This window comes from Pseudomonas sp. LD120 (genome assembly GCF_009861525.1).
Lineage (GTDB): Bacteria > Pseudomonadota > Gammaproteobacteria > Pseudomonadales > Pseudomonadaceae > Aquipseudomonas.
The window spans coordinates 1,606,334-1,632,989 of record NZ_WVHL01000003.1; the positions used below are offsets into that span (position 1 = coordinate 1,606,334).

Below are 26,656 nucleotides of genomic sequence, written 5' to 3' on the forward strand. Positions count from 1 at the left end.
GCCTTTGCGGTAACGCGCCGTTTCATTGCCGGCACTGGCGCAGGTGCCAGCCGCGGGCTGACCATTGCAACTCATGGGTGGGCGCCAGGGCCTTTATAAAGTCCTCATCGTGGGACGCCACCAGCAGTGCCCCGGGAAAGTCCCGCAGGGCGCGCTCGAAGGCTTGCACCGACGCCAGGTCCAGATGGTTGGTGGGTTCGTCGAGCAGTAATAGCTGGGCCGGGCAGCCACCCCATAAGGCCAGCGCCAGGGCCGCTTTCAGGCGTTCGCCGCCGCTGAGCAGGGCGCTGGGTTGTTGCACGCGCTGGGCGTCCAGTTGCAGGCGCGCCAAGCGGGTGCGCAAGGCGCCTTCCTCCAACGGCGTAGCGGCATTGCCCAACTGCTCCAAGAGTGAGCGCTCGGCCGCCAGTTGCGACAGGTGCTGGTCCAGATACGCGCTGCTCACCGCCACTCGGCACTCGCCGCTCAGTGCTAGCTGTTGTCCGGCCAGCATCTTCAACAAGGTGGACTTACCGCAGCCGTTGGGGCCGAGCAGGGCAATACGCACCGGGCCGCTGACGTTGCAGGTGAGATAGGACGCCGGTGATCCACTGTCCAGCCAGGGCAGTTGCGCCCACTGCAGATTGAAAACCTCTTGGCCTGCTGCCAGGCCGGTGTCGGGCAGGGTGAGCAAGGTCGGTTGCTCCGCCGCGACCCGCGCGTATGCACTGCGCACTTGTTCGTCGAGGGCGCTCTTGTGGCCCTGATGACTATGGCGAACCTGGCCCATCACGTTCCGGGCGGCGCCGAGCGTCTTGGCCCGCTCCATGCTGGAGACATTGGCCGTCTTGGCATGCTTGCGCGAGGCTGCGCAGTGGCGTTGGACGCTGTCGTGCTCGTGCTGCAGGCGTTTGTGCTCGCGGCTGCGTTGATGACGGGCATGCTCCAGTGCCGCTTGGGCTGCTGCGTTTTCGGCCTGACGCTGTGCCTGGAACAGCGCGTAGTTGCCGCCGTAGATCCGGGCGCCTTGAGGGCTGAGTTCGACGATGCGCTGGACCTGCATCAGCAACTGGCGGTCATGGCTGACCAGGATCAGACCACCGCGCCAGCGCTGTAACTGCTCCATCAGCCAGCGGCGTCCGGCGCGGTCCAGATGGTTGCTGGGTTCGTCAAGTAATAGCAACTCGGCGCCGCTGAGCAGGGCACCGATCAGTGCCACCCTGGCCCGTTGGCCGCCGCTCAGCGTCATGGCTGGATCATCTGGCTGCAAGTGCCCCAGGCCAGCTTTATCCAGGGACAGACGCAAACGCTCGGCCAGGTCCCAGCGGCCATCCACCTGCTGCAGGTCATCCGCGCTGGCGGTGCCGGCCGCCAGGCGCTGTAGGGCGCACAAGGTGTCGGCCACTCCAGCGAGCTGGGCCACCGTCTGTTGTGGGGCCGGCAGCGTTGCTTGGGCCACATAGGCCAGGCTGGCGTGGCGGTGGATGCTGCCGGCAGAGGCGTGCAGTTCACCGGCGATCAATCGCAGCAATAAGGATTTGCCCACGCCGTTGCGCCCGACGATGGCCGTGGGCAGACGGTCGATACTCAGGTGCAGGGCGTTGATCGGGGTTTCGCCATTGGCGAATTGGTAAGTCAGCTGGTTCAGGGACACCAGCGCAGACTGTGGCGTGACGCGAGTCATCAGCACCTCCAAAAAATGTGGCAACAGGCCAACGAGCACTTGCGAGGCTCGTTGCGGATACATTTTGCGAAGGCTTAGTGGTTCACGTCGGCGGTCGTCCCGGGGTGGAAGAAGGTGCGTAGCCTAGCGCCGCGATGTTGCCCGTAGCAAGGGCGATTCACTCAGGCCAGGACGGCCACTGCCTTGATCTGGGCCCAGAGCTGTTGGCCGGGATGCAGATTGAGCAGGTCTCGGGAGTAGCGGGTGATACGCGCCAGCAGTGGCGTCCCTGTCGCGTCCAGACGTACCAGGACGTGGGCCGCGTTGTCCGCGGCAATCTCTTCACTGACGGTCACTGGCAGGCGGTTGAGAATGCTGCTGTGTTCGCTGGCCTGCAGGCTCAGGCTGACATCCCGGGCCTGGACCTTGAAGCGCAGGGACTTGCCCAGCGCCACGGGCTTGTGGGCCACGCGAATATTCAACTCGCTGCCGGGCAGTTGCAGGGTCAGCAGTTGATAGGCCGCGTCGTAGTGGCTGACTCGTCCTTCGACCACCACGCCGGCGTCATCGCCAAGGGCCAGCGGCAGGTCCAGGCGCGCCAGGGTCTGGCCGACGGGGCCGCTGGCCAGGGCTCTGCCGTCGCTGAGCAGGACGATGTGGTCGGCCAGGCGGGCGACTTCGTCCTGGGAGTGGCTGACGTACAGCACCGGGATGTCCAGTTCGTCGTGCAGGCGTTCCAGGTAAGGCAGGATTTCACCCTTGCGCCTGGAGTCCAGAGCCGCCAGGGGTTCATCCATCAGCAGCAGTCGCGGACTGGTGAGCAGGGCTCGGGCAATGCCGATACGTTGGCGTTCGCCGCCGGACAGGTTCTGTGGCTGGCGCTCCAGCAAGTGGCCGATGCCCAGCAACGCCGTGGCCTGGGCCATGTCTACCCGGCGTTGTGCTTTAGGGATGCGGCGCAGGCCGAACTCAAGGTTGGCTTGAACATTAAGATGCGCAAACAGACTGGCTTCCTGAAACACATAACCCAGGGGGCGCTTGTGGGGCGGGACAAACAGTTGGCGCTGGCTGTCCTGCCAGACTTCGTCGTTGATCTGGATGCGTCCGCGCCCGGCCTTTTCCAGGCCGGCAATGCAGCGCAGGCAGGTGGTCTTGCCGGAGCCCGAGTGACCATAGAGCGCGGTGATGCCGCGTCCCGGCAGTTGCAAGTCCAGATCGAGGGCGAAATCTTGGTAGCCCAGGTGCAGCTTGATGTGAATGCTCAAGGGCTCAGCTCCAGCCGGCTTTGGTGTTGCGGCTGGAGTACAGCGCCAGCAGCACCAGGAACGAGAACACCAGCATGGCTCCGGCCAACCAGTGGGCCTGGGCGTACTCCATGGCCTCGACGTGGTCGTAGATTTGCACCGACACCACCCGGGTTTTGTTGGGGATGTTGCCGCCGATCATCAGCACCACGCCAAACTCGCCGACGGTATGGGCGAAGCCCAGGATCGAGGCGGTGATGAAACCTGGCCGCGCCAGGGGCAGGATCACCGAGAAGAACGTGTCCCAGGGACTGGCGCGCAAGGTGGCGGCTACTTCCAGGGGCCGGCTACCCATGGCAGAAAAGGCGTTTTGCAGCGGCTGCACCACAAAGGGCATGGAATAGATCACCGACCCCAGCACCAGGCCGCTGAAGCTGAAGGTGAGGGTGCCCAGCCCCAGGGACTGAGTGAGCTGGCCGAAGAAACCGTTGGGGCCCAGGGCCAGCAGCAGATAGAAACCGATCACCGTGGGCGGCAGCACCAGCGGCAGGGCCACCACGGCGCCGATCGGTCCCCTTAGCCAAGAGCGGGTACGTGACAGCCACAGGGCAATCGGAGTGCCGATGACCAGCAGGATCAGCGTCGTTACGGACGCCAGTTTCAGGGTCAGCCAGATGGCAGAGAAGTCGGCACTGGTGAGGGTCATTTACAGTTGATAGCCATAGGATTTGATCATGGCGGCGGCTTTGGGCCCCTTGAGGTAGTCGACCAGCGCCTTGGCGGCGGGGTTGTCCTGGCCTTGCTTGAGGATCACCGCGTCTTGCTTGATCGGGTCGTGCAGCTCGGCGGGCACGATCCAGGCCGAGCCGCTGCTGACCTTGCCGTCCTTGTAGATCTGCGACAGGGCGACAAAGCCCAGCTCAGCGTTGCCGGTGGAGACGAACTGATAGGCCTGGGTGATGTTCTGGCCTTCGACAAGTTTGCCTTTGACCTGATCGGTCAGGCCCAGCTTGGCCAGTACCTGAGTAGCGGCCAGGCCATACGGCGCGGCCTTCGGGTTGGCGATGGACAAGTGCTGGTATGGGTTGGCCTTGAGCACTTGGCCGCTGCTGTCGACGTAGCCGTCCTTGGCCGACCACAGAGCCAGGGTGCCAATGGCATAGGTGAAGCGTGAGCCCTTGACGATGTCGCCTTCGCTTTCGAGTTTTTGCGGCGTGCGGTCATCGGCGGCAAGGAACACTTCGAAGGGCGCGCCATTTTTGATTTGTGCGTAGAACTGGCCGGTGGCCCCGTAAGCGGCCACTAGTTTGTGCCCGGTGTCTTTCTCGAACTCGGCGGCAATGGCCTGGATCGGCGCGGTAAAGTTGGCGGCGACCGCTACCTGGACTTCATCGGCCCGAACCGAGCCGGAGGCAAGCAGAGTGAGCAGGGCGGCAAGACTCGACGAGGCAAAACCTGAGGTGCGAAGGTTCATCAAACAGCTCCATGGGCACAAGGACGCGTTGGGCAGGGTGTGATTGCGGGGCTGCACCAAGGCGATGGGGAATCGCTATATAGCGGAATATATAGCGATTTGTCGATGAGCGAAACACTGCGCCCTGCCGCCACTGGACATCGCCGCGAGCAAGTCACGGCGGGGTGATTCAGCGTCTGTGCAGTTGGGCCAGGGCTTGTTCGGCCAAGCTCAGGGTCAGTTCGTAGGCGGGCTTTTCAACGCCCAGGCGCAGGGCTTGACCGGACCAGAGGTTGGAAAAATCCGCCTCATCCTTGGCTCGCAGCGGCAGCAGCGCGCCGCCGGCCCGAGGGAAGGCAGGAGCCAATGGGCTGACCGGGCCCAGTTCGCGTATCACCCGGTTGATGATGCTGCGGGCCGGGCGGCCGGTGAACACGTTGGTCAACGCGGTCTGACTGTCCTTGGCGCTGCGCAGCGCTTTGTGGTGAGCCGCGCTGATCTTGGCTTCCGGGGTGAACAGGTAGGCGGTGCCCAGTTGTGCTGCCGAGGCTCCCAGGGCCAGCGCCGCGACAATGCCCCTGGCGTCGCCGATGCCTCCCGCGGCGATGACCGGCACCTTCACTGCGTCGACGACCTGCGGCACCAGGGCGAGGGTGCCGACTTGGCTGTTGAGGTCTTCGCTGAGGAAGATTGCGCGATGGCCGCCGGCTTCGTAACCCATGGCGATGATCGCGTCGCAGCCGCGTTCCTCCAGCCACAGGGCCTCGTCGACGTTGCTGGCGGAGGACAGCACTTGCGCTCCGCTGGCCTTGACCCGGGCCAGCAGCGCCGGCTCGGGCAGGCCAAAGTGGAAACTCACCACTTCGGGGCGTAACTCTTCCACCAACTGGCAGGCGGTTTCGTCAAACGGCGCGCGACTGCTGACCGGTGTAGGGGCATTGAAGTCGGCGCCCAGTTCCCGGTAGTAGGGTTGCAGAGCGTGCTTCCAGCGGGTTTCTCGTTCGGCATCGACTGGGTGCAGCTGATGGCAGAAAAAGTTCAGGTTCAGCGGGTTGTGCGTGGCCGAGCGAATAACCTGCACTTCGTGGCGAATCTGCTCAGGGCTGAGCATGGCGCAGGGCAGCGAGCCCAGGGCTCCCGCCCGAGAGGCGGCAATGACCATGGCGGAATCCGTGGCTCCGGCCATGGGCGCTTGAATGATTGGCAAGTCAATGCCCAGTAGATCAAGAAGGCGGCGATCAGTCCATTGGCTCATTGGAAGGGGTTCTCCGTTGGCAGAGTGGGGAGGGGCTGCGGCGGTTTTGTATCAGAACACCCTTGCTCAACGCCAGCGCGCAACGAGGGTGCAGGGTCGATGACGGGTGTCGTTCATCCGAGGCTGTCGGCGATGTCCCGACGACGCTAGACTGCGCCGCACCGTTCGATTCATTGCCGCAGAGGGAAGGCTGACCATGGATGTAAAACTGCGCGAAGTGCGCCCCTTCAGCGTGGCGGGTTTGCAAGTACGCACCCTAAATACCCACGAGCAGCAGGCGGACACGGCCAGGATCGGGCCGCTGTGGCAGCGTTTTTATGTCGAGGATCTGTTCGACAAGATCGCTCCCAGGCAGCCCGACTCGTTCGTCTATGGCGTCTACTCCAACTACGAGTCCGATGCTGGCGGGTACTTCGATGTGACGGCTGGGGTGGCCCTGAGTGGCGCTTGTGCCGACTACCCCAGCGTGGATATTCAGGGCGGCGATTACCTGGTGTTCAGCGCCAAGGGAGCAATGCCTGAGTGCGTGATCCAGGCTTGGGGCCTGATTTGGGCTTATTTTCAAGACAACCCGCAGGTCCGCCGTGCCTTTGCCACTGATTTCGAGGTCTATACCAGCGCCGATTCGGTCGCCATCTACATCGGTATTCAACCTTCGGACAGGCTCTCGCGCTCCAGTAACTGACGCTTGCGTTCCACGCCCCAGCGGTAGCCCGAGAGATTGCCGTCGCTGCGCACCACCCGGTGGCAGGGAATGGCCACTGCCAGACGGTTGGCGGCGCAGGCCTGGGCCACCGCGCGCACGGCCTTGGGCGCGCCAATGCGTTGCGCGATTTCGGCGTAGCTGACGGTGCTGCCGGAGGGGATGCGCCGCAAGGCTTGCCAGACCCGTTCCTGAAACGCCGTGCCGCGTAGGTCCAGGGGCAGGTCCAGGCCTATCCCGGGCGCTTCAATAAAACCCACCACCTGGGCGATCAGTTGTTCGAAATCACGGTCGGCACCGATCAGGTTGGCCCGGGAAAATTTGTCCTGCAGTTCTTCCACCAGTTGGTTGGGATCATCCCCCAGCAGAATCGCGCACACTCCGCGGACGCTCTGGGCCACCAGGATCGCTCCCAGGGAACATTGGCCCACGGCAAAGCGGATATCGGCGTTATCGCCGCCAGCGCGATAGTCGCTGGGTTTCATGCCCAGCATGTGGTCCGCGGTGGCGTAGAAGCGGCTGTTGGAATTAAACCCAGCCTCGTACAACGTCTCGGTCACCGAGTGGCCGCGCTCCAGTTGCGAGCGGACTTTACGTGAGCGCTGGGCGTTGGCGTAGCCCCGAGGGGTCAGGCCGGTGGCGGCTTTGAAGACGCGGTGGAAGTGGTAGCGGCTCATGCCGGCCTGTTGTGCCAGTTGCTTGAGGCTGGGTGCAGACTCGGCGGTGTCGATTTGGCGGCAGGCGGCGGCGACCAGCGCCGCATGCTGGGCCGCGATCTGGCTCTGATCGCGTGCTTGACGCTTACTCGGCCGGTATCCCGCGGCTTCGGCCTGTTGCGCCGTGTCGAAGAATTCGACGTTTTCCGCTTTGGGCAGGCGCGACAGGCTGCTGGGGCGGCAATACACTCCGGTGGTCTTGACGCCGTAGACGAATGAGCCATCGGCGCGGGCGTCGCGTTCGAGCACGGCTTGCCAGCGTGGATCCTGTTCGATCGGGTGTTTGTGCGGCGCTGCAGTCATGGTCGGTACTCGGCAAGAAGTCGCGAGCAGATTAACCAAGGGCGGGTTGATCGACACTCCGCGGCTTGCGCTTGAATGTCGTGCCTCAGCCGGCTTGGCGAAAGGTCAGGTTGATCCGTTGCTGGCCGAGCAGGGAGTGCTCGCCGTCCTTGAGGGGCAACACCCCGTGATATCGCAGGCGATCGACTCCGCCCCAGACCACTACGTCACCGTGCAGCAGCGGAACCCGCTGGCTTTTGTCGCTGCGCTGTTGGCCGCCAAACAGAAACAGCGCCGGCAGGCCCAGGGACAAAGACACAATCGGCGCACTGTAATCGCGCTCGTTCTTGTCCTGGTGCAACGACATTTTCGCCCCGGGTCGATAGCAGTTGATCAGGCAGGCGTCGGGAGTGAACGCGCTGAAGCCGGCCGCTTGCGCCGCCGCCTCGGCCAGTTGCCGGAATGCCTCGGGCATCGGCGGCCAGGGTTGCCGGCTTTGCGGGTCGATCCGGCTGTAGCGATAACCGCTGCGGTCGGTAGTCCAGCCCAGTTGCCCGCAACTGCTCAGGCCCACCGACATGGTGAAGCCGCCGGGGGTGACCATGTGGCGAAATGGCGCTTCCGCTAGCACTGTTTCAAGCGCCGGCAGCAGGCGTTCGATCCAGGGCAGGGCGAATCCTCGCAGTACCCGGGATTGAGGTCCCAGGTTCTCGACGCGTGTCGGTTGTGGCACATCCAGGTCGTCGAAAAGCCCCGGAGTGGCGGGGCCGCTATCGCTACAACGCATGGTGAAATCTCACTCCCAGTGTGTTGCCCTGGCCGCTTGCGGTGCTGGCCGCGCCTGAGTCGGAGGGCGGGTTACAGGGCTTTGCTGACGCTGATCTCGCTGATCACATCGCCGGATTGGCCGTGCATGGCTTCCAGGGCTGCCCGGGCTTCTTCCTGGCTGCCGCTTGCGAGTTGGGCGAACTCAAAGCGGCGCTCGCCGTTGAGCTTGTATTTGATGACGTACTTGGTGGTCTGGGGCACGGGAATACCTGTTGTCGCAGAAGGGATGAGGCTTAGCGCAGTTTCGAGCTGGAGCGGCGAATGATGCGGATCGAGTGCGTCAGGTTGGGCTTGCGGGTCACGCTGATGGGGCGCCGGTTGACGGTGTCGATGGTGATGTTCCAGAAGCCGGTGCTGGGGGCGGTGATCTTCGCCGGAAACGTGTCGAACGCGCCGCCGTGGTAGGTGTGGCGGCCGCCGTTCTTGAAGCTGCGGAAGTTGGCGTCGCTCATCAGGCGAATATTGCAGACCTGGGAGCATTCGATGACGACGATGTCGTCTTCGTTCAGGTGCTCGCGCTGGTGGATGAATTTCATGGGCGCCTCCGGAAGGGCTATATCTACAAAAAAACAACGTTTGTGTGGGCGGTGGCGCAGTTTATCAGGCTCAAAGGGTTATTATTCCGGCCCAGTGTCGGACTTTGACAATTTAAAACAGTTATTTGGGTGTTAATCGGCGATAAAGCCGTACCTCAGGAGAAAAGCAGCGCCTGTGCTGTCGGAGGGACTTTAATTGGAGATTTTATATGAAGCGGTGGGTGTGGGTTCCGGTCTTGGCAATCAGCGGTTGCGCAAGCGTCTCGGATATCAACCAGACGCCGCCGACCCTGAGTGTCATTTCTGGCAAGAAACCTCAGGAGTACGCCCAGTGTCTGAGCGACAAGCTTTCCGCCAGCCGCGGCGCGTTGCAAGTCGAGCCGCGTAAAGATGGCTATCGAGTGATTGTGCCGCAAGCCTTGTCGTCGTCGCCGGCCGCGGTGTTCTACATCGATGAGCGTTCTGGTGGCAGTAGTATCAAGTTGCATGAACAGATGTCCAACAACCCTTTGCGTCCGCGAGATGTGCGCAAGGCGGGGGAGAAGTGTATCTCCGGCTGAGTTCAAAACGCAGCTGGTCAGCGCCTGCTGGTGTACCGGTCTTGAACGCCGGTACACCAGCAGGCTTTTTAATGCCTGAGAAACGTATTCAAGTGCTGTTTATTCAACGGACGGAGATCTATTGCGCGTTGTCGCTGGGTATTGATTGACCTACTATTTCTGTGCTTATTTCAGCTGAGTCTAAGCATATAACTAGAATAATGGAGGTCATATGATCCCGCTGGATCGGATGCTTTTGAGTGGCTTGATGCTGTTGTGCGTGCAAACCGCCCAAGCCGTGGATGGGCGAACAATTTTTACCCAGGGGGGTGCCCAGCCGGGCGCGACAGCCTGCTTGGCCTGCCATGGCGCGGATGGCATGGGGCTGGCGCCTGCCGGGTTTCCGCGTCTTGCCGGCTTGTCGGCGGAGTACTTGAGCAAGCAGTTGCACGACTTTCGCAGCGGCGCTCGGGTCAATCCGGTCATGCAGCCGCTGGCCAAGGCGCTGAGTGAGGATGAGATCAGCGCGGTGACCCGCACCCTGGCGGCCATGCCGGGGCCTGAAACCCGCCTTGTCAGTCGCAGTCAGGACGCCGCCGGTGTTGGCGAGCGTTTGGCGCTGCGCGGCGCCTGGGACCGGCAGGTCCCCGAGTGTGTCAGTTGCCACGGTCCAGGTGGCGTGGGCGTGGGCGAGGCGTTTCCACCGCTGGCCGGGCAGCCGGCCAGTTATCTGGTGGCGCAGTTGAATGCCTGGCGCGATGGCAGTCGCCACAATGATCCCAACGACCTGATGGGGCATATCGCCAAGTCCTTGAGCGGCGAAGAAATCACCGCCGTGGCCGACTACTTTGCGACCTTGAGCACGCAGGAGGCACGGCCATGAAGCCATTGATCGCAGGGTCGCTGCTGGCGTTGCTCGCCACACAGGCGCAGGCCGCTACTATTGCCATGGAAGACCAGTCGCAGATCCCCACGCCCAGCGCCAGCGCGCACGCCGAATACTTCAAGCCGCCGGCGGAGAGTGAGTTGCCGGACAACGCTTATGGCAAGTTGGTGCGCGATGGTTACGCGTTGTTTGTCGACACCAAGCGCCTGGCACCGCAATTCGTCGGCAACGGCCTCAACTGCAGCAACTGTCACTTGGACCAGGGGCGCCTGGCGAACTCCGCGCCGCTATGGGGCGCCTACCCGATGTATCCCGCGTATCGCAAGAAGAACGACAAGGTGAATACGTTTGCCGAACGCTTGCAGGGCTGCTTTCAGTTCAGCATGAACGGTGGACAGCCGCCGGCGGCGGACAGCCGGGAAATTACCGCGCTGTCGGTGTATGCCTATTGGCTGGCGAGCAAGGCGCCGTTGGGTGTTGAGCTGCCAGGGCGCGGTTATCCCGAGGTGGCACAACCCGCCAAAGGTTATGACCTCAAGCAAGGCGCGGTGGTCTATCAGGCGCAATGTTCGGTGTGTCATGGCCCGCAAGGGCAAGGCCAGAAGGTTGGAGCGGACTACGTGATGCCGCCATTGTGGGGCAAGGATTCCTACAACTGGGGAGCGGGGATGCACCGGATCAACACGGCGGCGTCCTTCATCAAGCACAACATGCCGCTGGGCAAGGGCGGCAGCTTGAGCGATCAGCAGGCTTGGGACGTGGCGGCTTACGTCAATAGCCATGAGCGCCCCCAGGATCCGAGGCTGGTGGAAGGCTCGATCGAGAAGACTCGCATCAAGTTTCACGCCAATGACGGGGTGAATTTGTACGGTCAGACGGTAGATGGCGTGCTGATAGGCCAAGGCATCCGATAAACTGTCGTCCATTGTCACCGATGCCGCCCGGGCTCACGCCTTGGCGGCATCGTCTTTTTGGGAGAAAGCATGAAGCGGGAAGACGTCAGGGAAAAGCATGCAGAGGGCTCGATCTCTGCCACTCACGTAATTCAGAACCCGGCCAATTCGGGGGAGTGGATCGTATTTTTCAAGAAAAGCGCCGGGCGCAGCTATTTTTTGGTGGACGAAAGCGACGAGGTGGAATCCTTTTCCCGTCTCGATGACTTGATCGAAACCATTCGTGGCCTAGGGATCAAGTTTGCTGAGATTCATATGTAGCGCAGGTTCGGCCTTTACTGACAAACCACCACGACATTGCGGCTTTTATAGTTGCCGACGTCGATCCCCAGGGTCTTGTCGCTTGCTTTGGGTGAAGGGGAGCCTTGAGTGGTGACAATCCGATAGCCGGTGCCGGCGCATGAGGCTTCGGCTTTTTCGTAGCAACTGGCCCAAGAGCCGGCTTCTCCGGAGCAATCAATGCTCAAGCCCTGTTCGCCATTGGCCAGGTAGGTGTCCGAAACAGTGGCGCATCCGCTCAGGGTCATCACTGCGGAGAGTGCGAGAAGTTTGTTCATGAATGTTCGTCATCTTCGAGGGGGCGTTGAGATCGGGCAGTCAGGCGGCGATGTTATAGCCGGTGGCCATTTCGGTACAGCGCATCACCTTAGTCAGCAACGGTCACTGAAAAGTGCCGCGGCTTTTCGGTGGGCGAGGGTGATGGGGGGATCGGGTTGCTTTCGAGGCGGCTCAGGGGGGGCTTCAAAGGCGGGGCGAGGTGGCTGCAAAGTCTGCTTCTGCTAGGGCGTCGAGTCGACTGGCGAGCCTTGCGCAAGCCGTCGCAGGCACCGGTTTGCGAGCGTTGCGGGGTGATCAAGGTTTACGGCGTCGGCTATCTAGTGGATGCTGCGGAACTATCTGACGCTTTATTTCTCTATCTTGGCAGCGGTCAGCCAGCGCGGGGCATTGTAAGGTGCACGCGGCCTGATTAGACTGCGCCGAAACTTGTACGCACAGCCTTTTTAAGGACTCATATGATCAAGAAATGCTTGTTCCCAGCAGCCGGTTACGGCACTCGCTTCCTGCCAGCGACTAAAGCCATGCCTAAAGAAATGCTGCCGGTGGTGAACAAGCCACTGATCCAGTACGGCGTTGAAGAAGCGCTGGACGCCGGGCTGAATGAAATCTCCATCGTGACGGGTCGCGGCAAGCGCGCCCTCGAAGACCACTTCGACATCAGTTACGAGTTGGAAAACCAGATCAAGGGCACCGACAAAGAGAAATACCTGGTCGGTATCCGCAAGTTGCTCGACGAGTGCTCGTTCTCCTACACCCGTCAGACTGAAATGAAAGGCTTGGGCCACGCGATTCTGACCGGTCGCCCGCTGATCGGCGATGAGCCCTTCGCGGTGGTGCTGGCGGACGACCTGTGCGTCAACCTTGAAGGCGACGGCGTGCTGACTCAAATGGTCAAGCTGTACAAGCAGTTCCGTTGCTCGATCGTGGCCATCCAGGAAGTCGATCCGCAGGAAACCAACAAGTACGGGGTGATCGCCGGCGAGATGATCCGCGACGACATCTACCGCGTTCACAGCATGGTCGAGAAGCCCAAGCCGGAAGATGCGCCGTCGAACCTGGCGATCATCGGTCGTTACATCCTGACGCCGGACATCTTCGACCTGATCGAGCAGACCGAGCCGGGCAAGGGCGGTGAAATCCAGATCACCGACGCCCTGATGAAGCAGGCGCAAAACGGCTGCGTGATGGCCTACAAGTTCAAAGGCAAGCGTTTCGACTGCGGTGGTGCTGAAGGCTACATCGACGCCACCAATTTTTGCTTCGAGAACTTCTACAAGACTGGCAAGGCTTACTGATAGCGACTGCTTGGGTTTGTTGGGAAAAGCCACCTCCGGGTGGCTTTTTCATTTGGCGTCCTGATGTCAATCCTCTGCGCTGACCCGATCGCCATCTGCGGTTATGCTTGTCAGCCTGCCTGGGAGAGTGAAATGGCCTACGATTTTGATCTTTATGTAATTGGCGCCGGTTCCGGCGGTGTGCGCTGCGCGCGATTCGCGGCGGGCTTTGGGGCGAAAGTCGCGGTCGCTGAAAGCCGCTATCTGGGCGGCACCTGTGTCAACGTCGGTTGCGTACCGAAGAAGCTTCTGGTGTACAGCGCCCACTTTGCCGAAGACTTCGAACAGGCCTGCGGATTTGGCTGGTCGTTGGGGGCGGCGAATTTCGATTGGGCGACCCTGATCGCTAACAAGGATCGCGAGATCAATCGCCTTAATGGCATTTACCGCAATTTGCTGCTCAACAGTGGTGTGACCCTGCATGAAGGCCACGCCAAGCTGATCGACGCGCATCAGGTGGAAGTCAACGGCCAGCGCTACACCGCCAAGCACATTCTCATCGCGACGGGCGGCTGGCCGGATATTCCGGACATTCCGGGGCGTGAGCATGCCATCGGTTCCAATGAAGCCTTCTTTCTCAAGACGCTGCCTAAGCGGGTTCTGGTCGTGGGCGGTGGTTACATCGCGGTGGAGTTTGCCGGGATCTTCCACGGTCTGGGCGCCGACACTCAATTGCTGTATCGCGGTGACCTGTTCTTGCGCGGCTTCGATGGCGCGGTGCGCAAGCACTTGCAGGAAGAGCTGACCAAGCGCGGCCTGGGGTTGCAGTTCAATGCCGATATTCAGCGCATTGACAAGCTGGCTGATGGCAGTCTTGAGGTCACCCTCAAGGACGGTCGCAAGTTGCAGGCTGACTGTGTGTTCTACGCTACCGGGCGTCGGCCGATGCTCGACAACCTGGGGCTGGAGAATACCGGCGTCAAGCTTGATGAGCGCGGCTTCATTGAGGTCGACGATCAGTATCAAAGCAGTGAGCCATCGATCCTGGCCATTGGTGATGTGATCGGTCGCGTGCAACTGACGCCGGTGGCCCTGGCTGAAGGCATGGCCGTGGCGCGGCGTCTGTTCAAGCCGGAGCAGTACCGTCCGGTGGACTACCGGATGATTCCGACGGCGGTGTTCAGTCTGCCGAACATCGGCACGGTGGGCCTCAGCGAGGAGCAGGCGCGTGAGGCAGGGCACAAGGTGCAGGTCTTCGAGAGCCGTTTTCGGCCGATGAAGCTGACCCTCACCGACTGCCAGGAGCGCACCTTGATGAAGCTGGTGGTGGATGCCGACAGCGATAAGGTCCTGGGCTGCCACATGGTGGGGCCGGATGCCGGGGAAATCGTCCAGGGTTTGGCGATCGCCCTGAAAGCGGGGGCGACCAAGCGCGACTTTGACGAAACCATCGGTGTGCACCCGACGGCCGCCGAAGAGTTCGTCACCATGCGTACCCCCGTCGCGGACTGATCATGAGTCCGCTGGTGTGTCTGGCTGAGCCTTGATTGTGGCGGCCAGACGCAGCGCCTCAAGGCCGGCCTCGGCCTTGGCGGCGCGCAACTCCATCTCTTTGTGCTGTCGAGCCTGCTGCTCGGCGCTGTTCTTGAGTGTCTGAATCTCCTCTGAAGCCACGCGCAAGCGTTCTTGCAGCAGGGCGCTGGCATTGTCCTGGCGAGCCAATTGCTCACCCAGTTGTACCTGCGCAGCGGCGCTCTTGCTCGCGGCGTCCTCGGCTTGCTTGAGTGTTTTCAGGGTGGCTCGCTGCTCGCTGAGCAGGCGTTCGTTATCACGGTGCAGTTGGGTGATTTCATCCTGGCGCACCAGTGCGCTCTGCTGGGCTTGGCGCAGTTCCATCTGTACCTGTTGCAGTTGCCCCTCATGGCGGCGCTGCTCCTGTTCGCGCTGTTCCTTGCTGGCGGCGCGGTAGTGCTCCAGGGCATCGCGGGCATGCAGGTGCTTTTCTTCCAGGGAGCGAATCTGCTGCTCCTTGTCTTCCAGGCGCAGGTCGTAGGTCTTCAGTACCTGGTTGAGTTCGGCGTTGCGGGTTTGCTCGCTTTGCAGCATGGAGCGGATGTTCTGCAGGGTGGCGCTTTCGCCGGCCAGGGCAGTGGCCTGAATCTGCAACTGCTGTAGGAGCTGCTGTTCATCGCGCCGCGCATCGTCGAGCTGTTGCTCCAGGGTTTGCTTCTGTTGTTCGAACTGGGCGAGGGCGCGCTCCAGGGGCGCCTGGGCCTGCTCTTGCAGGCGTAGCGCCAATCGTCCCACCAGCTCGCCCAGCTCTTCGTCCAGTGCTACCGGGCCGGCATCGCGACGGGAAGTGCCGTCGTCCAGTTCCTTCAGGTAGCGGTGAATGGTGGTTTTTGAGCCGGTATTGCCCATTTCTATGCGTACCGCATCAATGCTGGGGTGTTCGCCGCGGGCAAGGATCGCCTCGCGGGCCTTTTTCACCACCGCCTTGTTTATGCCTCCACGAGCCATGCATCCTCCGACGATTTGATACTGTGATACGTAGTATGTATTTATGCGGTATTGTACACGCGCTTATGATCGATCGACAGCATAAATATAGTGCGGGATATATTAGTATTACCCCGCGTCATTGCCACTAAGGGCGATTTTCGTCCTTCATCGCCGTACCGCTGCCCGAGTGAGAGCCCATGAGTGAGCTGGATCGTTACCTGCAAGCCGCCACGCGCGATAACACCCGTCGTAGCTACCGGGCCGCCATCGAACATTTCGAGGTGCAGTGGGGCGGTTTTCTGCCTGCGACGGCCGATAGCGTGGCGCGCTATCTGGTGGCCTACGCCGCAGAGTTGTCGATCAATACCTTGAAGTTGCGTTTGTCGGCGTTGGCGCAGTGGCATAACAGCCAGGGTTTCGCCGACCCGACCAAGGCGCCGGTGGTGCGCCAGGTGTTCAAGGGGATTCGCGCCGTGCATCCGGCTCAGGAAAAGCAGGCCGAGCCATTGCAACTACAGCACCTGGAGCGCGTGATTGCCTGGCTTGACGAGGCAGCGACGGCTGCCGGCGTTGACGGTCGTCAGGCTGACCTGTTGCGTGCCCGGCGTGACCGGGCATTGATCCTGCTGGGGTTCTGGCGCGGATTTCGCAGCGATGAGTTGTGCCGCTTGCAGATTGAGTATGTGCAGGCCAGTGCCGGTTCCGGTATCAGCCTCTATTTACCTCGCAGCAAAGGGGACCGCGACAATCTTGGCCGCACCTTCCACACCCCGGCCTTATTGCGGTTGTGCCCGGTGCAGGCCTATATCGAGTGGATCAATACGGCAGCGCTGGTTCGCGGACCGGTGTTTCGCGGCATCGATCGCTGGGGGCACTTGAGTGAGCAGGGCTTGCATGCCAACAGCGTGATTCCTCTGCTGCGCCAAGCCCTGGAGCGTGCGGGTATCGCCGCCGAGCATTACACCAGCCACTCGTTGCGCCGTGGCTTCGCCACCTGGGCTCACCGCAGTGGCTGGGACTTGAAATCGCTGATGAGCTATGTCGGTTGGAAGGACATGAAGTCCGCCATGCGCTACGTCGACGCCAATCCATTCATGGGCATGGCGCAGCTCGAGGAGAAGCCTGTTCCGCAGTAGATAAAGCTTTTTTCTGTTCATTAGCCCGTCTGATAGTCAAAGCCAATCGTCAGCATCAGGTTTGCCAATGAGCCAAGCGCTAACTCATTGGCTAGGATTCTCCCCATCAACTGTTCACCCACTGTTTTCAACCACTGATGGAGAGTCATCGATGCCTATCATCAACAGCCACGTTAAACCGTTCAAAGCTACCGCATTCAAAAACGGCGCATTCGTCGAAGTGTCGGACGCTGACCTGAAAGGCAAATGGTCTGTGGTGTTTTTCTACCCGGCTGACTTCACCTTCGTTTGCCCGACCGAGCTGGAAGACCTGGCTGACAACTACGCCGAGTTCCAGAAACTGGGCGTTGAGATCTACAGCGTTTCCACCGACACCCACTTCGCTCATGCTGCCTGGCACAACACCTCGCCGGCCATCGGCAAGATCCAGTACACCATGATCGGCGACCCGACCCTGGCCATCTCCCGCAACTTCGACGTGCTGATCGAAGAGGCCGGTCTGGCTGACCGTGGCACCTTCGTGATCAACCCTGAAGGCCAGATCAAGATCGTTGAAATCAACGACGGTGGCGTAGGCCGTGACGCGTCTGAGCTGCTGCGCAAGATCAAGGCTGCTCAATACGTCGCTGCCCACCCTGGTGAAGTCTGCCCAGCCAAGTGGAAAGAAGGCGAGGCCACCCTGGCTCCGTCCCTGGACCTGGTCGGCAAGATCTAAGCCCATGCATTACCCAGGGGCGGTGATCCGCACTTAAGTCAGTTGCACCGCCCCCAAAACGCCCGGGCGAAATTCGCTCGGGCGTTTTTTTTTACCGAACCATCTCTTTATTCAGAACATGGAAATCGCCCGTATGTTGGACGCCAATCTTAAAGCTCAGTTGAAGTCATACCTGGAACGGGTCACCCAGCCGATCGAGATCGTCGCCTCCCTCGACGACGGTGCGAAATCCCAGGAAATGCTCGCGTTACTCAAAGACATTGTCAGTCTTTCCAACCAGATTACGTTGCTCGATAACGGCACCGATGGGCGCAAGCCGTCGTTCTCGTTGAATCGCCCGGGAAGTGATATCAACCTGCGTTTCGCCGGCATTCCCATGGGCCACGAATTCACTTCCCTGGTGCTGGCCCTGCTGCAAGTAGGTGGTCATCCGTCGAAAGCCAGCGCTGAAGTGATCGAGCAGATCCGCTCGCTCAAAGGCGAGTTCAACTTCGAGACCTACTTCTCGCTGTCCTGCCAGAACTGTCCGGACGTGGTCCAGGCCTTGAACCTTATGGCCGTGCTCAACCCGAATATCCGTCATGTGGCCATTGACGGCGCGCTGTTCCAGGCCGAGGTGGATGAGCGCAAGGTCATGGCCGTGCCCAGTGTCTACCTCAATGGCGTGAACTTCGGTCAGGGCCGCATGGGCCTGGAAGAAATCCTCGCCAAGCTCGATACCGGAGCGGTGGCGAAGCAAGCGCAGAAACTCAATGCCAAGGAGGCCTTTGATGTGCTGGTGGTTGGCGGTGGTCCGGCCGGTGCTTCGGCGGCCATCTACGCGGCCCGTAAAGGCATTCGTACCGGTGTTGCTGCCGAGCGCTTTGGTGGTCAGGTGCTCGACACCATGGCTATCGAGAACTTTGTCTCGGTGCAAGAGACCGAAGGGCCAAAACTGGCCGCGGCACTGGAAGAGCACGTCAAGCAATACGACGTCGACATCATGAACCTGCAGCGAGCCAGTGCCCTGGTGCCGGCCAAGGAAGTGGGCGGCCTGCATGAGATTCAGTTTGAAAGCGGTGCCAGCCTCAAGGCCAAGTCGGTGATTCTCGCCACCGGTGCCCGCTGGCGTGAAATGGGCGTGCCAGGCGAGCAGGAATACAAAGCCAAGGGCGTGTGTTTCTGCCCGCATTGCGACGGCCCGCTGTTCAAGGGCAAGCGTGTAGCGGTCATTGGCGGCGGTAACTCCGGCGTAGAAGCGGCTATCGATCTGGCGGGTATCGTCAGCCACGTCACCTTGCTGGAGTTCGACAGCAAGCTGCGCGCCGACGCCGTGCTGCAGCGCAAGCTGTTCAGCCTGCCCAACGTCAAGGTCATCACCAGTGCCTTGACCAGCGAAGTGAAGGGTGATGGCCAGAAGGTCACCGGCTTGGTCTACAAAGACCGTGATTCCGGTGAGTTCAACACCGTCGAGCTGGAAGGGATTTTCGTGCAGATTGGCCTGCTGCCCAACACCGACTGGCTAAAAGGCGCGGTGGAGTTGTCGGCCCGCGGAGAGGTGATTGTCGATGCTCGTGGAGAGACATCGTTGCCCGGTGTGTTTGCCGCCGGCGATGTGACGACGGTGCCGTACAAACAGATCGTGATTGCGGTGGGCGAGGGCGCCAAGGCATCTCTCAGCGCCTTCGATCATTTGATTCGCACCTCGGCACCCGCGTGATCCGCTGAGCGAAAAACGCCAAACCCCATGAGCCTGGCTCATGGGGTTTTTTATTGGACGCCTTTGGAGTGGTCGACAATCGGCCTCTGCGAAGCGTCTATGCAGCCGGTGCTTATAGGGGGGCTGGCTGGATGATTTCAACCCAGTAGCCATCCGGGTCCTTGATGAAGGCCAGGCTCTTCATGCGACCATCGTTCAGGCGCTTCTGAAAGTCACAGCCCAGGGTCTCGAAGCGCTCGCAGGCAGCGACGATATCCGGCACCGAAATGCAGATATGACCGAAGCCCCGCGGGTCGCTGTTGCCATTGTGGTAGGCAAAGTCTGCGTCGTTCTCGGTGCCGTGGTTGTGGGTCAGTTCAAGAATGCCCGGGATCGATTTCATCCATTCGGTGCGCGCGACGGCATCGGCGGGAATCTGCGACTTGTCCACCAGGGCGAGGAAGTACAGGCTGAACTCGGCTTCTGGGAAGTCGCGTTTCTCCACTAGCGAGAAGCCCAGTACCCGGGTGTAGAAGTCCAGTGAGCGGGTGATGTCCTTGACCCGCAACATGGTGTGGTTGAACACGAAGCGTGCGGTGGCGGCGTCTGGTTGGGCGGTCACGCCGGGGAAAGTGTTGAGTTCGTTGAGGCTCATGGGCCCTCCGGGAAAAGTGCGGCAAGGGCTGCTGTCGAAGGCCAGCAGAACCTTGGCAGGCGGTGATTCGGACATCCTTGGGATTGCGTAATGATACGCACGTGGGCGCGATGGCGCCAAACCCAAACCTCCTGGTCTATTGCCCATTCCTGGCGCCGGGCTCAGACTTCAAACCCCGTTCCTCAAGTGTGCAGCAGCATGATCGAGTCGTTTAAAACCCGGGCTGCGGCCCTGTCTTTGCTGGTATTGGCTGGTGTAGCGCAGGCGGCCCCGGAAATAACCTGGCCCCAGGGCTGGACGGTGGAAGCGGTGCCTGGGCAGGACGGGGATTCGGCGGCCAAGGTTTCCCGTCAGCGCGCGGTAAAAAATGACGCCGCAGGCAATCCTCAGATGGTCATGGAGTTGACCGCGAGCCAAGTTGAAAGCGGGCATGTGGTCAATCTTCAAGGCGTGCTGCTGGAGATGCGCAAGTCAGTGCAAAAGGACTTTGCTCAAAGCGGCTATCAGAGTGTTTGCAACAAAATCCACGCCGCGAAATTGAGTCGTCTAGAGGCGTTGGAAACCACTTGCACCATTACCCAGAACGGCCGGCATGTGTTGTCACAAACATTGGTGGCAGCGCTGGATGGCGATAAGGCTTATGTACTTTCATATGCCGGGCAGGCTGCTGCTTATGCCGACAGCATGGATGAGATAGTTCTTGTACGAAACGGCCTTAAACTTTAAAGAAAATTCTGATCCGGTGGTTTGTTTTTCGCAGATAACAGATTCTGGTATCGAAAACGCACTTAAGCGTGAAGTTGACCTGAGGCACAGGATCGCTTGGCGGGCAAGGCTGGGCAAGAGAAAGCAGGCGATGCCGGGCGGATCTGCTCTTAGATGAAAGTCGTAATAAGAATATTCTTAACAATGTTAAAGGCCCTGCATGTGCAGGGCCTTTTTTGGGGGGGGCGGCTTTATTCAAGCACGTAGCCAGGAATCAACAGTGGCAGCGCCATACTGTTCTTTCCAGGCTTTCAGTCCGCGATGGTTGCCGCCTTTGGTTTCAATCAGTTCGCCAGTGTGCGGGTTCTGATAAACCTTGACCACGCGTGCGCGGCGCTGTTTAGGGGCATTGGCCTGCGGAAGCACGGACTTGCCCAAGTCGGGGTCAAGGATGGCGATGATGTCGCGCAGGCTCTTGTCATAGGATTTCATCAGGGCCTGAAGCTTTTCTTCGAACTCGATTTCTTTCTTGAGTCCGGCGTCGTTTTTCAGGGATTCAAGCTGCGCGAGCTGTTCTTGAAGTGCTTTTTCTGCAGCACGAAATTCAGCAAGTCTGGACAATATCTTCACTCCAATAGTCTATTTGGCTGATACAAACCACAAACAAAGCTATAAGCCATAAGCCATAAGCCGATTAAGGCTTGATTAAGTGGCCTGCCCGTGAATTTTGTATAGGCGTGAAAAATTGTAGTAGTTAATGCGCTCAGAGTAAATCAGGTTGTTCTTGTACAGGGCTGTATCTGCCAATTGATTCAAATGGGTGGGTGTGCTGAATCGGTGTGTCGAGCACTTTTGTTCTGGTATGGCTATTTAGTGGCTCTTTAGCGTCGCAACAAACTCCGCGCAGGGCATTGGCCGTCCAAATAAATAACCCTGGAGGAAGTCCACCCCCTGTGCCGCCAGGTAATCTCGCTGTTCGGGAGTTTCAATACCCTCGGCGACTATGCCCAGATCGAGTTTGCCCGAGAGTTCGATAATGCTGTCGAGTATATGCAGTGACAGTGCATCGGCCCCGATCATGGCAACGAAGCTCTGATCGATCTTCAAGTAATCGACATTGAACTTGCGCAGGTAGCCCAGGCTGGAATGCCCGGTGCCGAAGTCGTCAATCGCAATCATTACGCCCAGCTCTCGCAGCGCCGCAAACAGTTGCCGGGTAAGCTCGGTGGGCTCAATCAGCTCGCGCTCGGTCAGCTCCAGCACCAGGATCACCTTGCCGGGCGGGAAGGCTGCAAGAAACTCCCGGCAGTCCTCCAGCAACTGCAGATCACGGCAGTGGCTGGCGGTGATGTTGATGCCGATGTGAAAACCGTCGATGAAGGCCTGGGCATGTGGGGCCAGCGCCTCCAGGGTTTGTTGCATCAGCGAGCGGGTCATGGGGACGATCAGGCCTGAGTGCTCGGCGAACGGGATGAACAGGTCCGGACGCACCAGCCCCTCTTTGGGGTGCTGCCAGCGCATCAGCACCTCGATGCCCGCCCATTGCAAGGTGTCGCCGCGCACCACCGGCTGAACGTATGGAATGAACTCCCTGGCTTCCAGCGCTCGGCGCAGTTCATGGCTGGGAGAGGCGGAACGCTTTTGCACCCAGTTGGCGAGGACGCCGGCGGCGCAGCCTAAAAACACCAGCAGGCTGAACAGCGCCGGGTACTGGCTTTTCATGTATTTCCAGATGTCCCCCTCGGGAAATCCTGCACTGACGCTGTAGGGATAACGCGATGAACTCAGATGCAAGGGGGCCACTGCTGCCAGTGGCGGCGCGCCGTCGTGGATCCTGCCATCACTGGACAGCCAATGCTCGCCCACCTGCAGTTGCAAATGGGCGAAGCGGCTGATCAGGTGCAGGGCGTTGGTCAGGTGATAACCGTCGATGGTCGCCAGGGCCGAGCGCTCGCCCTCACTCCAGCGGTAGACCAGCAGCGCGGTGTTGGGGGTGACGGGATTGCCACCCATGAGCCAGAGCCGGCCGTCAACGTAGTCCCGGGGATCGAGGGGCACCGGATAGCTGCCCAGCAATGAACTGCAGTAGTTGTTGTTGTTGCGCCACACCAGGTTGGTCGAGCGCACGAATGGCCGGCGCGTCACCTGATCTCTCAGGGCCAGTTGCCGCACCTCGTCGCACTCCAGGCCTGCCTGGGGCAGCAACGCCCTGGCGGCAATGTCGGTGTTGTCCAGCATCAGGTCGAACTGGCGAATGGCTTCCTCGGCGGTTTCCAGGCTGCTGCGTACCAGCGTTCGTTCGGCCTGGGCATAGAGAATGACGGCCCCCAATCCGATGGGGAGCACAATCGCCAACAATGTCCAGAGTGTGCGGGTAGAGCGCTTTAGCGGACCTTTGGCGGTCAGGGGCATCGATCGAACCTGTGGCGGAGGAGGGGCGTGCCAGCGTCTGGCTGCCGCAGCGGGGGCGGTAGCCTCCTGACGTTGTGTGGATCATCGCAGGATAGACGGCTTTGGATAACGATACAGGCGTTGTGCATGCTGGATGAAGGCCAGTGTCGCCGGCGATGCCTGGCGCCGGTCGAGCACGGCGATCCCGACTTGGCGCCGCACTGGCGGCGACAGGGGTTTGCTCCCATAGCGGGCGTCCGCTGCCGGGGGCAAGGAGAGCTCGGCCAGAATGCTCAAGGCGTCACCCCGGGCTACGGTTTCCAGGGTGCTGAGCAGTTGCGAGCTGCGGTAGCGGATGTTGGGGCTCAGGCCGGCGCCGATGAACAAGCGCGTAACCAGCTCGGCCGAGCCGGCTTCGGTCAGCACGAAGGGATCGTGACACAGTTGTTCGAGGCGGATCTCTTGCTCCCGGGCCAGGGCATGGCCCGCGGGAATCAGCGCCATCAACTGGTCCTCGATCAGCGCGAAGGTGTCGAAACGCTCCTCGGGCAACACCACAAAACCCAGGTCGACTCGTCGCTCCTGCAGCCATTGCAGCACCTGGCGATCCGGCCCCTCGTCGATATGCACCTCGATTCCCGGATGCTCGCGCCGGTACTCCTTGAGGATGGATGGCAACAGACGCATGGAGGAGGTGGGGCCAAAGGAGCCGATGCGCAAGGTGCCGCGCTTCATACCCCGCGCATCGGCGGCCTCCTGCTCCAGGGTCGCCGCCAGCCCCAGCATGGCCCGGGCCCGCAGCAACAGTTGGCCACCAATATCGGTGAGCTCGACCTGGGCCTGATGGCGGCGGAACAGCTCGACCCCCAGTTCCTGTTCCAGGGACTTGATGGCGTGGGACACGGCCGACTGGGTGATGCCCAGGCGCGTGGCGGCGCTGGTAAAGCCCGCCAGCTCGGCCACCCGGGAGAAGATCTCCAATTGGGTCAGGGTCATGAGTGAAAGCTCATTTTACGATGATCAGCTATTAGACAAAGAATGACCTCACAGCACAAATCCACGACCACAGAGCAGCATGATCATGAGTGAAAGCGGTATTAACGGCGCCCTGGCGACCGATCACGGGGACCTGGCGGTCTATTGCAAACTGGCGGCAGTGACCTTGATCTGGGGCGGCACCTTCGTCGCCGGTCGCTACCTGGCCGGTGGGCTTTCCCCCTGGCTGGCTGCCAGCCTGCGTTTCTTTCTTGCCAGCCTGGCCCTGCTTGGCTTCATGGTGGTGGCGCGCATTTCCTTGGCCCGACCCAGCCTCAAGCAGCTCGGCCAACTGGCGCTCCTGGGGTTCTTCGGCATCTTTTTCTACAACCTGTGCTTCTTCCTCGGCCTGCAACAGATCAACGCCTCGCGGGCGTCCTTGATCGTGGCGCTCAATCCTGCGGTGATTGCCCTGGCGTCCTGGGCACTGTTCAAGGAACGTCTGAGCCGGCGCAAGTTGTTGGGCATCCTGTCGTGCCTGAGTGGCGCAGCCCTGGTGATCTGCAGTCGCGATCCTTCGGCCCTGGCTGCCGGGGCAGGGGGCTGGTATGGCGACCTGTTGATACTCGGCTGCGTCCTGGGTTGGGGGGTGTACTCGCTGTGTTCCAAAGACCTCAATCAGCACCTTGGCCCGTTGCAGACCGTCACCTATTCGATCCTGATGGGAACCCTGATGCTGTGGGTCGCAACCCTGGCCAGGGGCGAGTTCGACCTGCATGCCATTGTCCGCCTGGACCTGAACCAGGGCTTGAGCCTGCTGTACCTGGGCGTCTTGGGTTCCGCGCTGGCCTATATCTGGTACTACGACGGCCTGCGACGCATCGGTGCCACCCGCTCCGGAGTATTTATTGCCCTCAATCCGCTGACGGCAGTGCTGCTGGGCGCACTGTTGCTGGAAGAGCAACTGAGCCTGGTGATGGGAATGGGCGGGGTGTTGATGCTCGGCGGCATCTACCAGTGCAACAAACCCCTTGCGGGCCAGGCGAGAAAGGCGATTTTATAGAGAATGCGGACAAAGGCTTTTACGCTGTGTAGAATCCATTTACGCATACAATAATAAAGTCTTCTGGCAGCAGAAGCCTCGCCCCCCAGCCGGTAATACAGGGTCGAAATGAAGATACTCGGGTTTCAACTGATTTACGGTGACTTCCTCGCGCGCAGCGTGCGGGGCATCTCCTGCGCACCGCCTTCTTTCCTCAGCATTGATAGCAACTAACGATCCGTTAATTCTAAAAAGTATGATGAGGCGCCAACCATGGCAGATATCTTCGAAAACCCAATGGGCCTGATGGGCTTTGAATTCATCGAATTCGCATCGCCCACCCCCAATACCCTCGAACCGATCTTCCAGATCATGGGTTTCACCAAAGTCGCGACCCATCGTTCAAAAGACGTGCATCTGTATCGCCAGGGTGCGATCAACCTGATCCTCAACAACGAACCCCACAGCGTCGCCTCGTACTTCGCCGCCGAACACGGCCCGTCGGTGTGCGGCATGGCGTTCCGGGTCAAGGACTCGCAGAAGGCCTACAATCGCGCCCTGGAACTGGGGGCGCAGCCGATCCACATTGAAACCGGCCCGATGGAGCTGAACCTGCCGGCGATCAAGGGCATCGGCGGCGCGCCGCTGTACCTGATCGACCGTTTCGGCGAAGGCAGCTCGATCTATGACATCGACTTTGTGTTCCTCGACGGCGTGGACCGCAACCCACCGGGTGCGGGCCTGAAGATCATCGACCACCTGACCCACAACGTGTACCGCGGGCGCATGGCCTACTGGGCCGGCTTCTACGAGAAGCTGTTCAACTTCCGCGAGATCCGTTACTTCGACATCAAGGGTGAATACACCGGCCTGACCTCCAAGGCCATGACCGCTCCGGACGGCATGATCCGCATCCCACTGAACGAGGAATCGTCAAAGGGCGCCGGGCAGATCGAAGAGTTCCTGATGCAGTTCAACGGCGAGGGCATCCAGCACGTGGCCTTCCTCACCGACGACCTGATCAAGACCTGGGACGCGTTGAAGAAAATGGGCATGCGTTTCATGACCGCGCCGCCAGAGACTTACTACGAAATGCTCGAAGGCCGCCTGCCTCACCACGGTGAGCCGGTCAACGAGCTGCAATCGCGGGGCATTCTGCTGGACGGCTCTTCGGAAGCTGGCGACAAGCGCCTGCTGCTGCAGATCTTCTCGGAAACCCTGATGGGGCCGGTATTCTTCGAATTCATCCAGCGTAAAGGCGACGATGGTTTCGGCGAGGGCAACTTCAAGGCACTGTTCGAATCGATCGAGCGCGACCAGGTGCGTCGCGGTGTTCTGGCCACCGAATAACCCCCGGCAGGCTTGAGCCCACGGCCCGATCAGACACCGTCTGATCGGGCTTTGTTTTGCCTGTCGGTTAGCGATTGTGAATGTGTTAATGTTTGCGCCTTTGTTTCTCAGCCCATGACCGACGCCTTGATGAAAAACCCTCGACCTTCCCTGACCTTGACCTTGTTGCAGGCCCGCGAGGCCGCGATGGCGTTCTTTCGACCCTCGCTGAATCAGCACGACCTGACCGAGCAGCAATGGCGGGTGATCCGCATCCTGCGCCAGAACGGCGAACTGGAAAGCCATCAACTGGCAAAAATGGCCTGCATTCTGCCGCCGAGCATGACCGGCGTGCTTACCCGCCTGGAGCGTGACGAATACGTCAGCCGCCGCAAGTCTCCGGAAGACCAGCGCCGGCTGTTCATCACTCTGACCGAGAAGGGTCAGGCCTGCTTCGAGTCCATGAGCGGCGACATGGAAATCAATTACCAGAAGATCCAGCAGCAGTTTGGCGAAGAGAAGATGCAAGCCTTGCTGGCCCTGCTCAACGAACTCAAACAGATCAAGCCCTGAGCTTGCGTGCGCCTATTCGCCCGCGGGAGTGACTGGCGCGAGCCGCGCGCTGGGGAAGCCTTGGGCCGCCGCGAGCCCTGCGCGGA

General features: G+C 60.6%; 29 protein-coding genes. 14 read left to right on the top strand and 15 right to left on the bottom strand.

The genetic code is table 11. From position 1 onward, the window contains the following. Nucleotides 1-22: 22 nt before the first annotated feature. The 5 genes from PLD_RS13140 to PLD_RS13160 form a co-directional block, all read right to left on the bottom strand. The gene (locus PLD_RS13140) at nucleotides 23-1,663 is read right to left on the bottom strand and encodes an ATP-binding cassette domain-containing protein (protein WP_159893216.1); all 1,641 of its coding nucleotides are present in this window, start codon (nucleotides 1,661-1,663) and stop codon (nucleotides 23-25) included. A gap of 161 nt (nucleotides 1,664-1,824) precedes the next feature. Then, nucleotides 1,825-2,907 carry a molybdenum ABC transporter ATP-binding protein gene (gene modC / locus PLD_RS13145; RefSeq protein WP_159893218.1) on the bottom strand — a complete coding sequence of 361 codons (1,083 nt, stop codon included), beginning with the start codon at nucleotides 2,905-2,907 and terminating at the stop codon, nucleotides 1,825-1,827. A gap of 4 nt (nucleotides 2,908-2,911) precedes the next feature. Continuing rightward, nucleotides 2,912-3,592, bottom strand: a complete 681-nt coding sequence (gene modB / locus PLD_RS13150) for a molybdate ABC transporter permease subunit (protein WP_159893220.1) — start codon at nucleotides 3,590-3,592, stop codon at nucleotides 2,912-2,914. After that, nucleotides 3,593-4,360 (bottom strand): molybdate ABC transporter substrate-binding protein, encoded by a 768-nt coding sequence (gene modA / locus PLD_RS13155; RefSeq protein WP_159893222.1) that lies wholly within the window; start codon nucleotides 4,358-4,360, stop codon nucleotides 3,593-3,595. It lies immediately after the preceding gene. A gap of 169 nt (nucleotides 4,361-4,529) precedes the next feature. Further along, nucleotides 4,530-5,594: a nitronate monooxygenase family protein gene (locus tag PLD_RS13160; protein ID WP_159893224.1), complete on the bottom strand. Its 1,065-nt coding sequence runs from the start codon at nucleotides 5,592-5,594 to the stop codon at nucleotides 4,530-4,532. 196 nt (nucleotides 5,595-5,790) lie between these two features. Between PLD_RS13160 and PLD_RS13165 the strand changes: the two genes are divergently transcribed. Continuing rightward, nucleotides 5,791-6,279, top strand: a complete 489-nt coding sequence (locus PLD_RS13165) for a GyrI-like domain-containing protein (protein WP_159893226.1) — start codon at nucleotides 5,791-5,793, stop codon at nucleotides 6,277-6,279. On the opposite strand, the gene ada is transcribed toward PLD_RS13165, so the two are convergent. The 4 genes from ada to PLD_RS13180 all read right to left on the bottom strand — a co-directional run bounded on the left by ada (nucleotide 6,243) and on the right by PLD_RS13180 (nucleotide 8,659). Further along, nucleotides 6,243-7,316, bottom strand: a complete 1,074-nt coding sequence (ada, locus tag PLD_RS13170; RefSeq protein WP_159893228.1) for a bifunctional DNA-binding transcriptional regulator/O6-methylguanine-DNA methyltransferase Ada — start codon at nucleotides 7,314-7,316, stop codon at nucleotides 6,243-6,245. The two genes, PLD_RS13165 and ada, sit on opposite strands and share 37 nt — an antisense overlap. 85 nt (nucleotides 7,317-7,401) lie before the next feature. Continuing rightward, complete coding sequence (alkB, locus tag PLD_RS13175) at nucleotides 7,402-8,082, bottom strand: DNA oxidative demethylase AlkB (RefSeq protein WP_159893230.1); 681 nt, start codon at nucleotides 8,080-8,082, stop codon at nucleotides 7,402-7,404. 71 nt (nucleotides 8,083-8,153) lie between these two features. Further along, nucleotides 8,154-8,324: a hypothetical protein gene (locus tag PLD_RS30455; RefSeq protein WP_178116132.1), complete on the bottom strand. Its 171-nt coding sequence runs from the start codon at nucleotides 8,322-8,324 to the stop codon at nucleotides 8,154-8,156. 32 nt (nucleotides 8,325-8,356) lie between these two features. Continuing rightward, a complete protein-coding gene (locus tag PLD_RS13180) occupies nucleotides 8,357-8,659 on the bottom strand; it encodes a DUF1883 domain-containing protein (RefSeq protein ID WP_159893232.1) in 303 nt (100 codons plus the stop codon). Nucleotides 8,660-8,868: 209 nt separating this feature from the next. Here PLD_RS13180 and PLD_RS13185 point away from each other — a divergent pair, with 209 nt between their 5' ends. From PLD_RS13185 to PLD_RS13200, 4 genes are all read left to right on the top strand, one after another. After that, nucleotides 8,869-9,219, top strand: a complete 351-nt coding sequence (locus PLD_RS13185; protein WP_159893234.1) for a hypothetical protein — start codon at nucleotides 8,869-8,871, stop codon at nucleotides 9,217-9,219. Between the two features lie 211 nt (nucleotides 9,220-9,430). Next, nucleotides 9,431-10,081: a cytochrome c gene (locus tag PLD_RS13190; protein ID WP_159893236.1), complete on the top strand. Its 651-nt coding sequence runs from the start codon at nucleotides 9,431-9,433 to the stop codon at nucleotides 10,079-10,081. Next, a complete protein-coding gene (locus PLD_RS13195; RefSeq protein WP_159893238.1) occupies nucleotides 10,078-10,998 on the top strand; it encodes a c-type cytochrome in 921 nt (306 codons plus the stop codon). The genes PLD_RS13190 and PLD_RS13195 overlap by 4 nt, the downstream gene beginning before the upstream one ends. A 69-nt stretch (nucleotides 10,999-11,067) precedes the next feature. Beyond that, nucleotides 11,068-11,298, top strand: coding sequence for a hypothetical protein (locus PLD_RS13200; RefSeq protein ID WP_159893240.1), 231 nt, complete (start codon nucleotides 11,068-11,070; stop codon nucleotides 11,296-11,298). A 14-nt stretch (nucleotides 11,299-11,312) separates the two neighbouring features. On the opposite strand, the gene PLD_RS13205 is transcribed toward PLD_RS13200, so the two are convergent. Then, nucleotides 11,313-11,594 carry a hypothetical protein gene (locus tag PLD_RS13205; RefSeq protein WP_159893242.1) on the bottom strand — a complete coding sequence of 94 codons (282 nt, stop codon included), beginning with the start codon at nucleotides 11,592-11,594 and terminating at the stop codon, nucleotides 11,313-11,315. Between the two features lie 456 nt (nucleotides 11,595-12,050). Between PLD_RS13205 and galU the strand changes: the two genes are divergently transcribed. Beyond that, the gene (gene galU / locus PLD_RS13210; protein ID WP_011061681.1) at nucleotides 12,051-12,890 is read left to right on the top strand and encodes a UTP--glucose-1-phosphate uridylyltransferase GalU; all 840 of its coding nucleotides are present in this window, start codon (nucleotides 12,051-12,053) and stop codon (nucleotides 12,888-12,890) included. A 132-nt stretch (nucleotides 12,891-13,022) separates the two neighbouring features. After that, nucleotides 13,023-14,381, top strand: coding sequence for a glutathione-disulfide reductase (gene gorA / locus PLD_RS13215; RefSeq protein ID WP_159893244.1), 1,359 nt, complete (start codon nucleotides 13,023-13,025; stop codon nucleotides 14,379-14,381). Here gorA and PLD_RS13220 read toward each other — a convergent pair whose 3' ends face one another. After that, nucleotides 14,382-15,389, bottom strand: a complete 1,008-nt coding sequence (locus tag PLD_RS13220) for a DNA-binding protein (RefSeq protein ID WP_159893246.1) — start codon at nucleotides 15,387-15,389, stop codon at nucleotides 14,382-14,384. A gap of 179 nt (nucleotides 15,390-15,568) precedes the next feature. Between PLD_RS13220 and PLD_RS13225 the strand changes: the two genes are divergently transcribed. The 3 genes from PLD_RS13225 to ahpF all read left to right on the top strand — a co-directional run bounded on the left by PLD_RS13225 (nucleotide 15,569) and on the right by ahpF (nucleotide 18,921). Further along, the gene (locus PLD_RS13225; RefSeq protein WP_159893248.1) at nucleotides 15,569-16,507 is read left to right on the top strand and encodes a site-specific integrase; all 939 of its coding nucleotides are present in this window, start codon (nucleotides 15,569-15,571) and stop codon (nucleotides 16,505-16,507) included. A gap of 151 nt (nucleotides 16,508-16,658) precedes the next feature. Next, entirely contained in the window at nucleotides 16,659-17,222 is a 564-nt protein-coding gene (ahpC, locus tag PLD_RS13230; RefSeq protein ID WP_159893250.1) for an alkyl hydroperoxide reductase subunit C, read from the top strand. Between the two features lie 133 nt (nucleotides 17,223-17,355). After that, nucleotides 17,356-18,921 (top strand): alkyl hydroperoxide reductase subunit F, encoded by a 1,566-nt coding sequence (gene ahpF, locus PLD_RS13235; RefSeq protein ID WP_159893252.1) that lies wholly within the window; start codon nucleotides 17,356-17,358, stop codon nucleotides 18,919-18,921. Between the two features lie 112 nt (nucleotides 18,922-19,033). Here ahpF and gloA read toward each other — a convergent pair whose 3' ends face one another. Beyond that, nucleotides 19,034-19,555 (bottom strand): lactoylglutathione lyase, encoded by a 522-nt coding sequence (gloA, locus tag PLD_RS13240; protein ID WP_159893254.1) that lies wholly within the window; start codon nucleotides 19,553-19,555, stop codon nucleotides 19,034-19,036. Nucleotides 19,556-19,753: 198 nt separating this feature from the next. On the opposite strand from gloA, the gene PLD_RS13245 reads away from it, so the two are divergent. Beyond that, nucleotides 19,754-20,281, top strand: a complete 528-nt coding sequence (locus PLD_RS13245) for a DUF4946 domain-containing protein (RefSeq protein WP_159893256.1) — start codon at nucleotides 19,754-19,756, stop codon at nucleotides 20,279-20,281. 234 nt (nucleotides 20,282-20,515) lie between these two features. Here the strand turns inward: PLD_RS13245 and PLD_RS13250 are convergent, their stop codons facing one another. The 3 genes from PLD_RS13250 to PLD_RS13260 form a co-directional block, all read right to left on the bottom strand. Continuing rightward, nucleotides 20,516-20,881, bottom strand: coding sequence for a histone-like nucleoid-structuring protein, MvaT/MvaU family (locus PLD_RS13250; protein WP_159893258.1), 366 nt, complete (start codon nucleotides 20,879-20,881; stop codon nucleotides 20,516-20,518). Nucleotides 20,882-21,130: 249 nt separating this feature from the next. Further along, complete coding sequence (locus tag PLD_RS13255) at nucleotides 21,131-22,672, bottom strand: EAL domain-containing protein (RefSeq protein WP_159893260.1); 1,542 nt, start codon at nucleotides 22,670-22,672, stop codon at nucleotides 21,131-21,133. A gap of 81 nt (nucleotides 22,673-22,753) precedes the next feature. Beyond that, complete coding sequence (locus tag PLD_RS13260; protein ID WP_159893262.1) at nucleotides 22,754-23,647, bottom strand: LysR family transcriptional regulator; 894 nt, start codon at nucleotides 23,645-23,647, stop codon at nucleotides 22,754-22,756. Nucleotides 23,648-23,732: 85 nt separating this feature from the next. On the opposite strand from PLD_RS13260, the gene PLD_RS13265 reads away from it, so the two are divergent. From PLD_RS13265 to hpaR, 3 genes are all read left to right on the top strand, one after another. After that, nucleotides 23,733-24,689: a DMT family transporter gene (locus tag PLD_RS13265; RefSeq protein ID WP_159893264.1), complete on the top strand. Its 957-nt coding sequence runs from the start codon at nucleotides 23,733-23,735 to the stop codon at nucleotides 24,687-24,689. A 252-nt stretch (nucleotides 24,690-24,941) separates the two neighbouring features. Then, the gene (gene hppD, locus PLD_RS13270; RefSeq protein ID WP_159893266.1) at nucleotides 24,942-26,018 is read left to right on the top strand and encodes a 4-hydroxyphenylpyruvate dioxygenase; all 1,077 of its coding nucleotides are present in this window, start codon (nucleotides 24,942-24,944) and stop codon (nucleotides 26,016-26,018) included. 129 nt (nucleotides 26,019-26,147) lie between these two features. After that, entirely contained in the window at nucleotides 26,148-26,570 is a 423-nt protein-coding gene (gene hpaR, locus PLD_RS13275; RefSeq protein ID WP_159893268.1) for a homoprotocatechuate degradation operon regulator HpaR, read from the top strand. Nucleotides 26,571-26,656 lie beyond the last annotated feature (86 nt).

What these genes read in the sequence shown, in the direction of transcription:
- ada (WP_159893228.1), bottom strand. Translation starts at nt 7,316, where the DNA reads ATGACTGCAGCGCCGCACAAACACCCGATCGAACAGGATCCACGCTGG.
- PLD_RS13160 (WP_159893224.1), bottom strand. Translation starts at nt 5,594, where the DNA reads ATGAGCCAATGGACTGATCGCCGCCTTCTTGATCTACTGGGCATTGAC.
- PLD_RS13205 (WP_159893242.1), bottom strand. Translation starts at nt 11,594, where the DNA reads ATGAACAAACTTCTCGCACTCTCCGCAGTGATGACCCTGAGCGGATGC.
- PLD_RS13190 (WP_159893236.1), top strand. Translation starts at nt 9,431, where the DNA reads ATGATCCCGCTGGATCGGATGCTTTTGAGTGGCTTGATGCTGTTGTGC.
- PLD_RS13185 (WP_159893234.1), top strand. Translation starts at nt 8,869, where the DNA reads ATGAAGCGGTGGGTGTGGGTTCCGGTCTTGGCAATCAGCGGTTGCGCA.
- PLD_RS13165 (WP_159893226.1), top strand. Translation starts at nt 5,791, where the DNA reads ATGGATGTAAAACTGCGCGAAGTGCGCCCCTTCAGCGTGGCGGGTTTG.
- galU (WP_011061681.1), top strand. Translation starts at nt 12,051, where the DNA reads ATGATCAAGAAATGCTTGTTCCCAGCAGCCGGTTACGGCACTCGCTTC.
- hppD (WP_159893266.1), top strand. Translation starts at nt 24,942, where the DNA reads ATGGCAGATATCTTCGAAAACCCAATGGGCCTGATGGGCTTTGAATTC.
- PLD_RS13245 (WP_159893256.1), top strand. Translation starts at nt 19,754, where the DNA reads ATGATCGAGTCGTTTAAAACCCGGGCTGCGGCCCTGTCTTTGCTGGTA.
- gloA (WP_159893254.1), bottom strand. Translation starts at nt 19,555, where the DNA reads ATGAGCCTCAACGAACTCAACACTTTCCCCGGCGTGACCGCCCAACCA.
- PLD_RS13195 (WP_159893238.1), top strand. Translation starts at nt 10,078, where the DNA reads ATGAAGCCATTGATCGCAGGGTCGCTGCTGGCGTTGCTCGCCACACAG.
- gorA (WP_159893244.1), top strand. Translation starts at nt 13,023, where the DNA reads ATGGCCTACGATTTTGATCTTTATGTAATTGGCGCCGGTTCCGGCGGT.
- modB (WP_159893220.1), bottom strand. Translation starts at nt 3,592, where the DNA reads ATGACCCTCACCAGTGCCGACTTCTCTGCCATCTGGCTGACCCTGAAA.
- ahpF (WP_159893252.1), top strand. Translation starts at nt 17,356, where the DNA reads ATGTTGGACGCCAATCTTAAAGCTCAGTTGAAGTCATACCTGGAACGG.
- hpaR (WP_159893268.1), top strand. Translation starts at nt 26,148, where the DNA reads ATGAAAAACCCTCGACCTTCCCTGACCTTGACCTTGTTGCAGGCCCGC.
- PLD_RS13220 (WP_159893246.1), bottom strand. Translation starts at nt 15,389, where the DNA reads ATGGCTCGTGGAGGCATAAACAAGGCGGTGGTGAAAAAGGCCCGCGAG.
- alkB (WP_159893230.1), bottom strand. Translation starts at nt 8,082, where the DNA reads ATGCGTTGTAGCGATAGCGGCCCCGCCACTCCGGGGCTTTTCGACGAC.
- PLD_RS13225 (WP_159893248.1), top strand. Translation starts at nt 15,569, where the DNA reads ATGAGTGAGCTGGATCGTTACCTGCAAGCCGCCACGCGCGATAACACC.
- PLD_RS13265 (WP_159893264.1), top strand. Translation starts at nt 23,733, where the DNA reads ATGAGTGAAAGCGGTATTAACGGCGCCCTGGCGACCGATCACGGGGAC.
- ahpC (WP_159893250.1), top strand. Translation starts at nt 16,659, where the DNA reads ATGCCTATCATCAACAGCCACGTTAAACCGTTCAAAGCTACCGCATTC.
- modA (WP_159893222.1), bottom strand. Translation starts at nt 4,360, where the DNA reads ATGAACCTTCGCACCTCAGGTTTTGCCTCGTCGAGTCTTGCCGCCCTG.
- PLD_RS13200 (WP_159893240.1), top strand. Translation starts at nt 11,068, where the DNA reads ATGAAGCGGGAAGACGTCAGGGAAAAGCATGCAGAGGGCTCGATCTCT.
- PLD_RS13260 (WP_159893262.1), bottom strand. Translation starts at nt 23,647, where the DNA reads ATGACCCTGACCCAATTGGAGATCTTCTCCCGGGTGGCCGAGCTGGCG.
- PLD_RS13180 (WP_159893232.1), bottom strand. Translation starts at nt 8,659, where the DNA reads ATGAAATTCATCCACCAGCGCGAGCACCTGAACGAAGACGACATCGTC.
- PLD_RS13140 (WP_159893216.1), bottom strand. Translation starts at nt 1,663, where the DNA reads ATGACTCGCGTCACGCCACAGTCTGCGCTGGTGTCCCTGAACCAGCTG.
- PLD_RS13255 (WP_159893260.1), bottom strand. Translation starts at nt 22,672, where the DNA reads ATGCCCCTGACCGCCAAAGGTCCGCTAAAGCGCTCTACCCGCACACTC.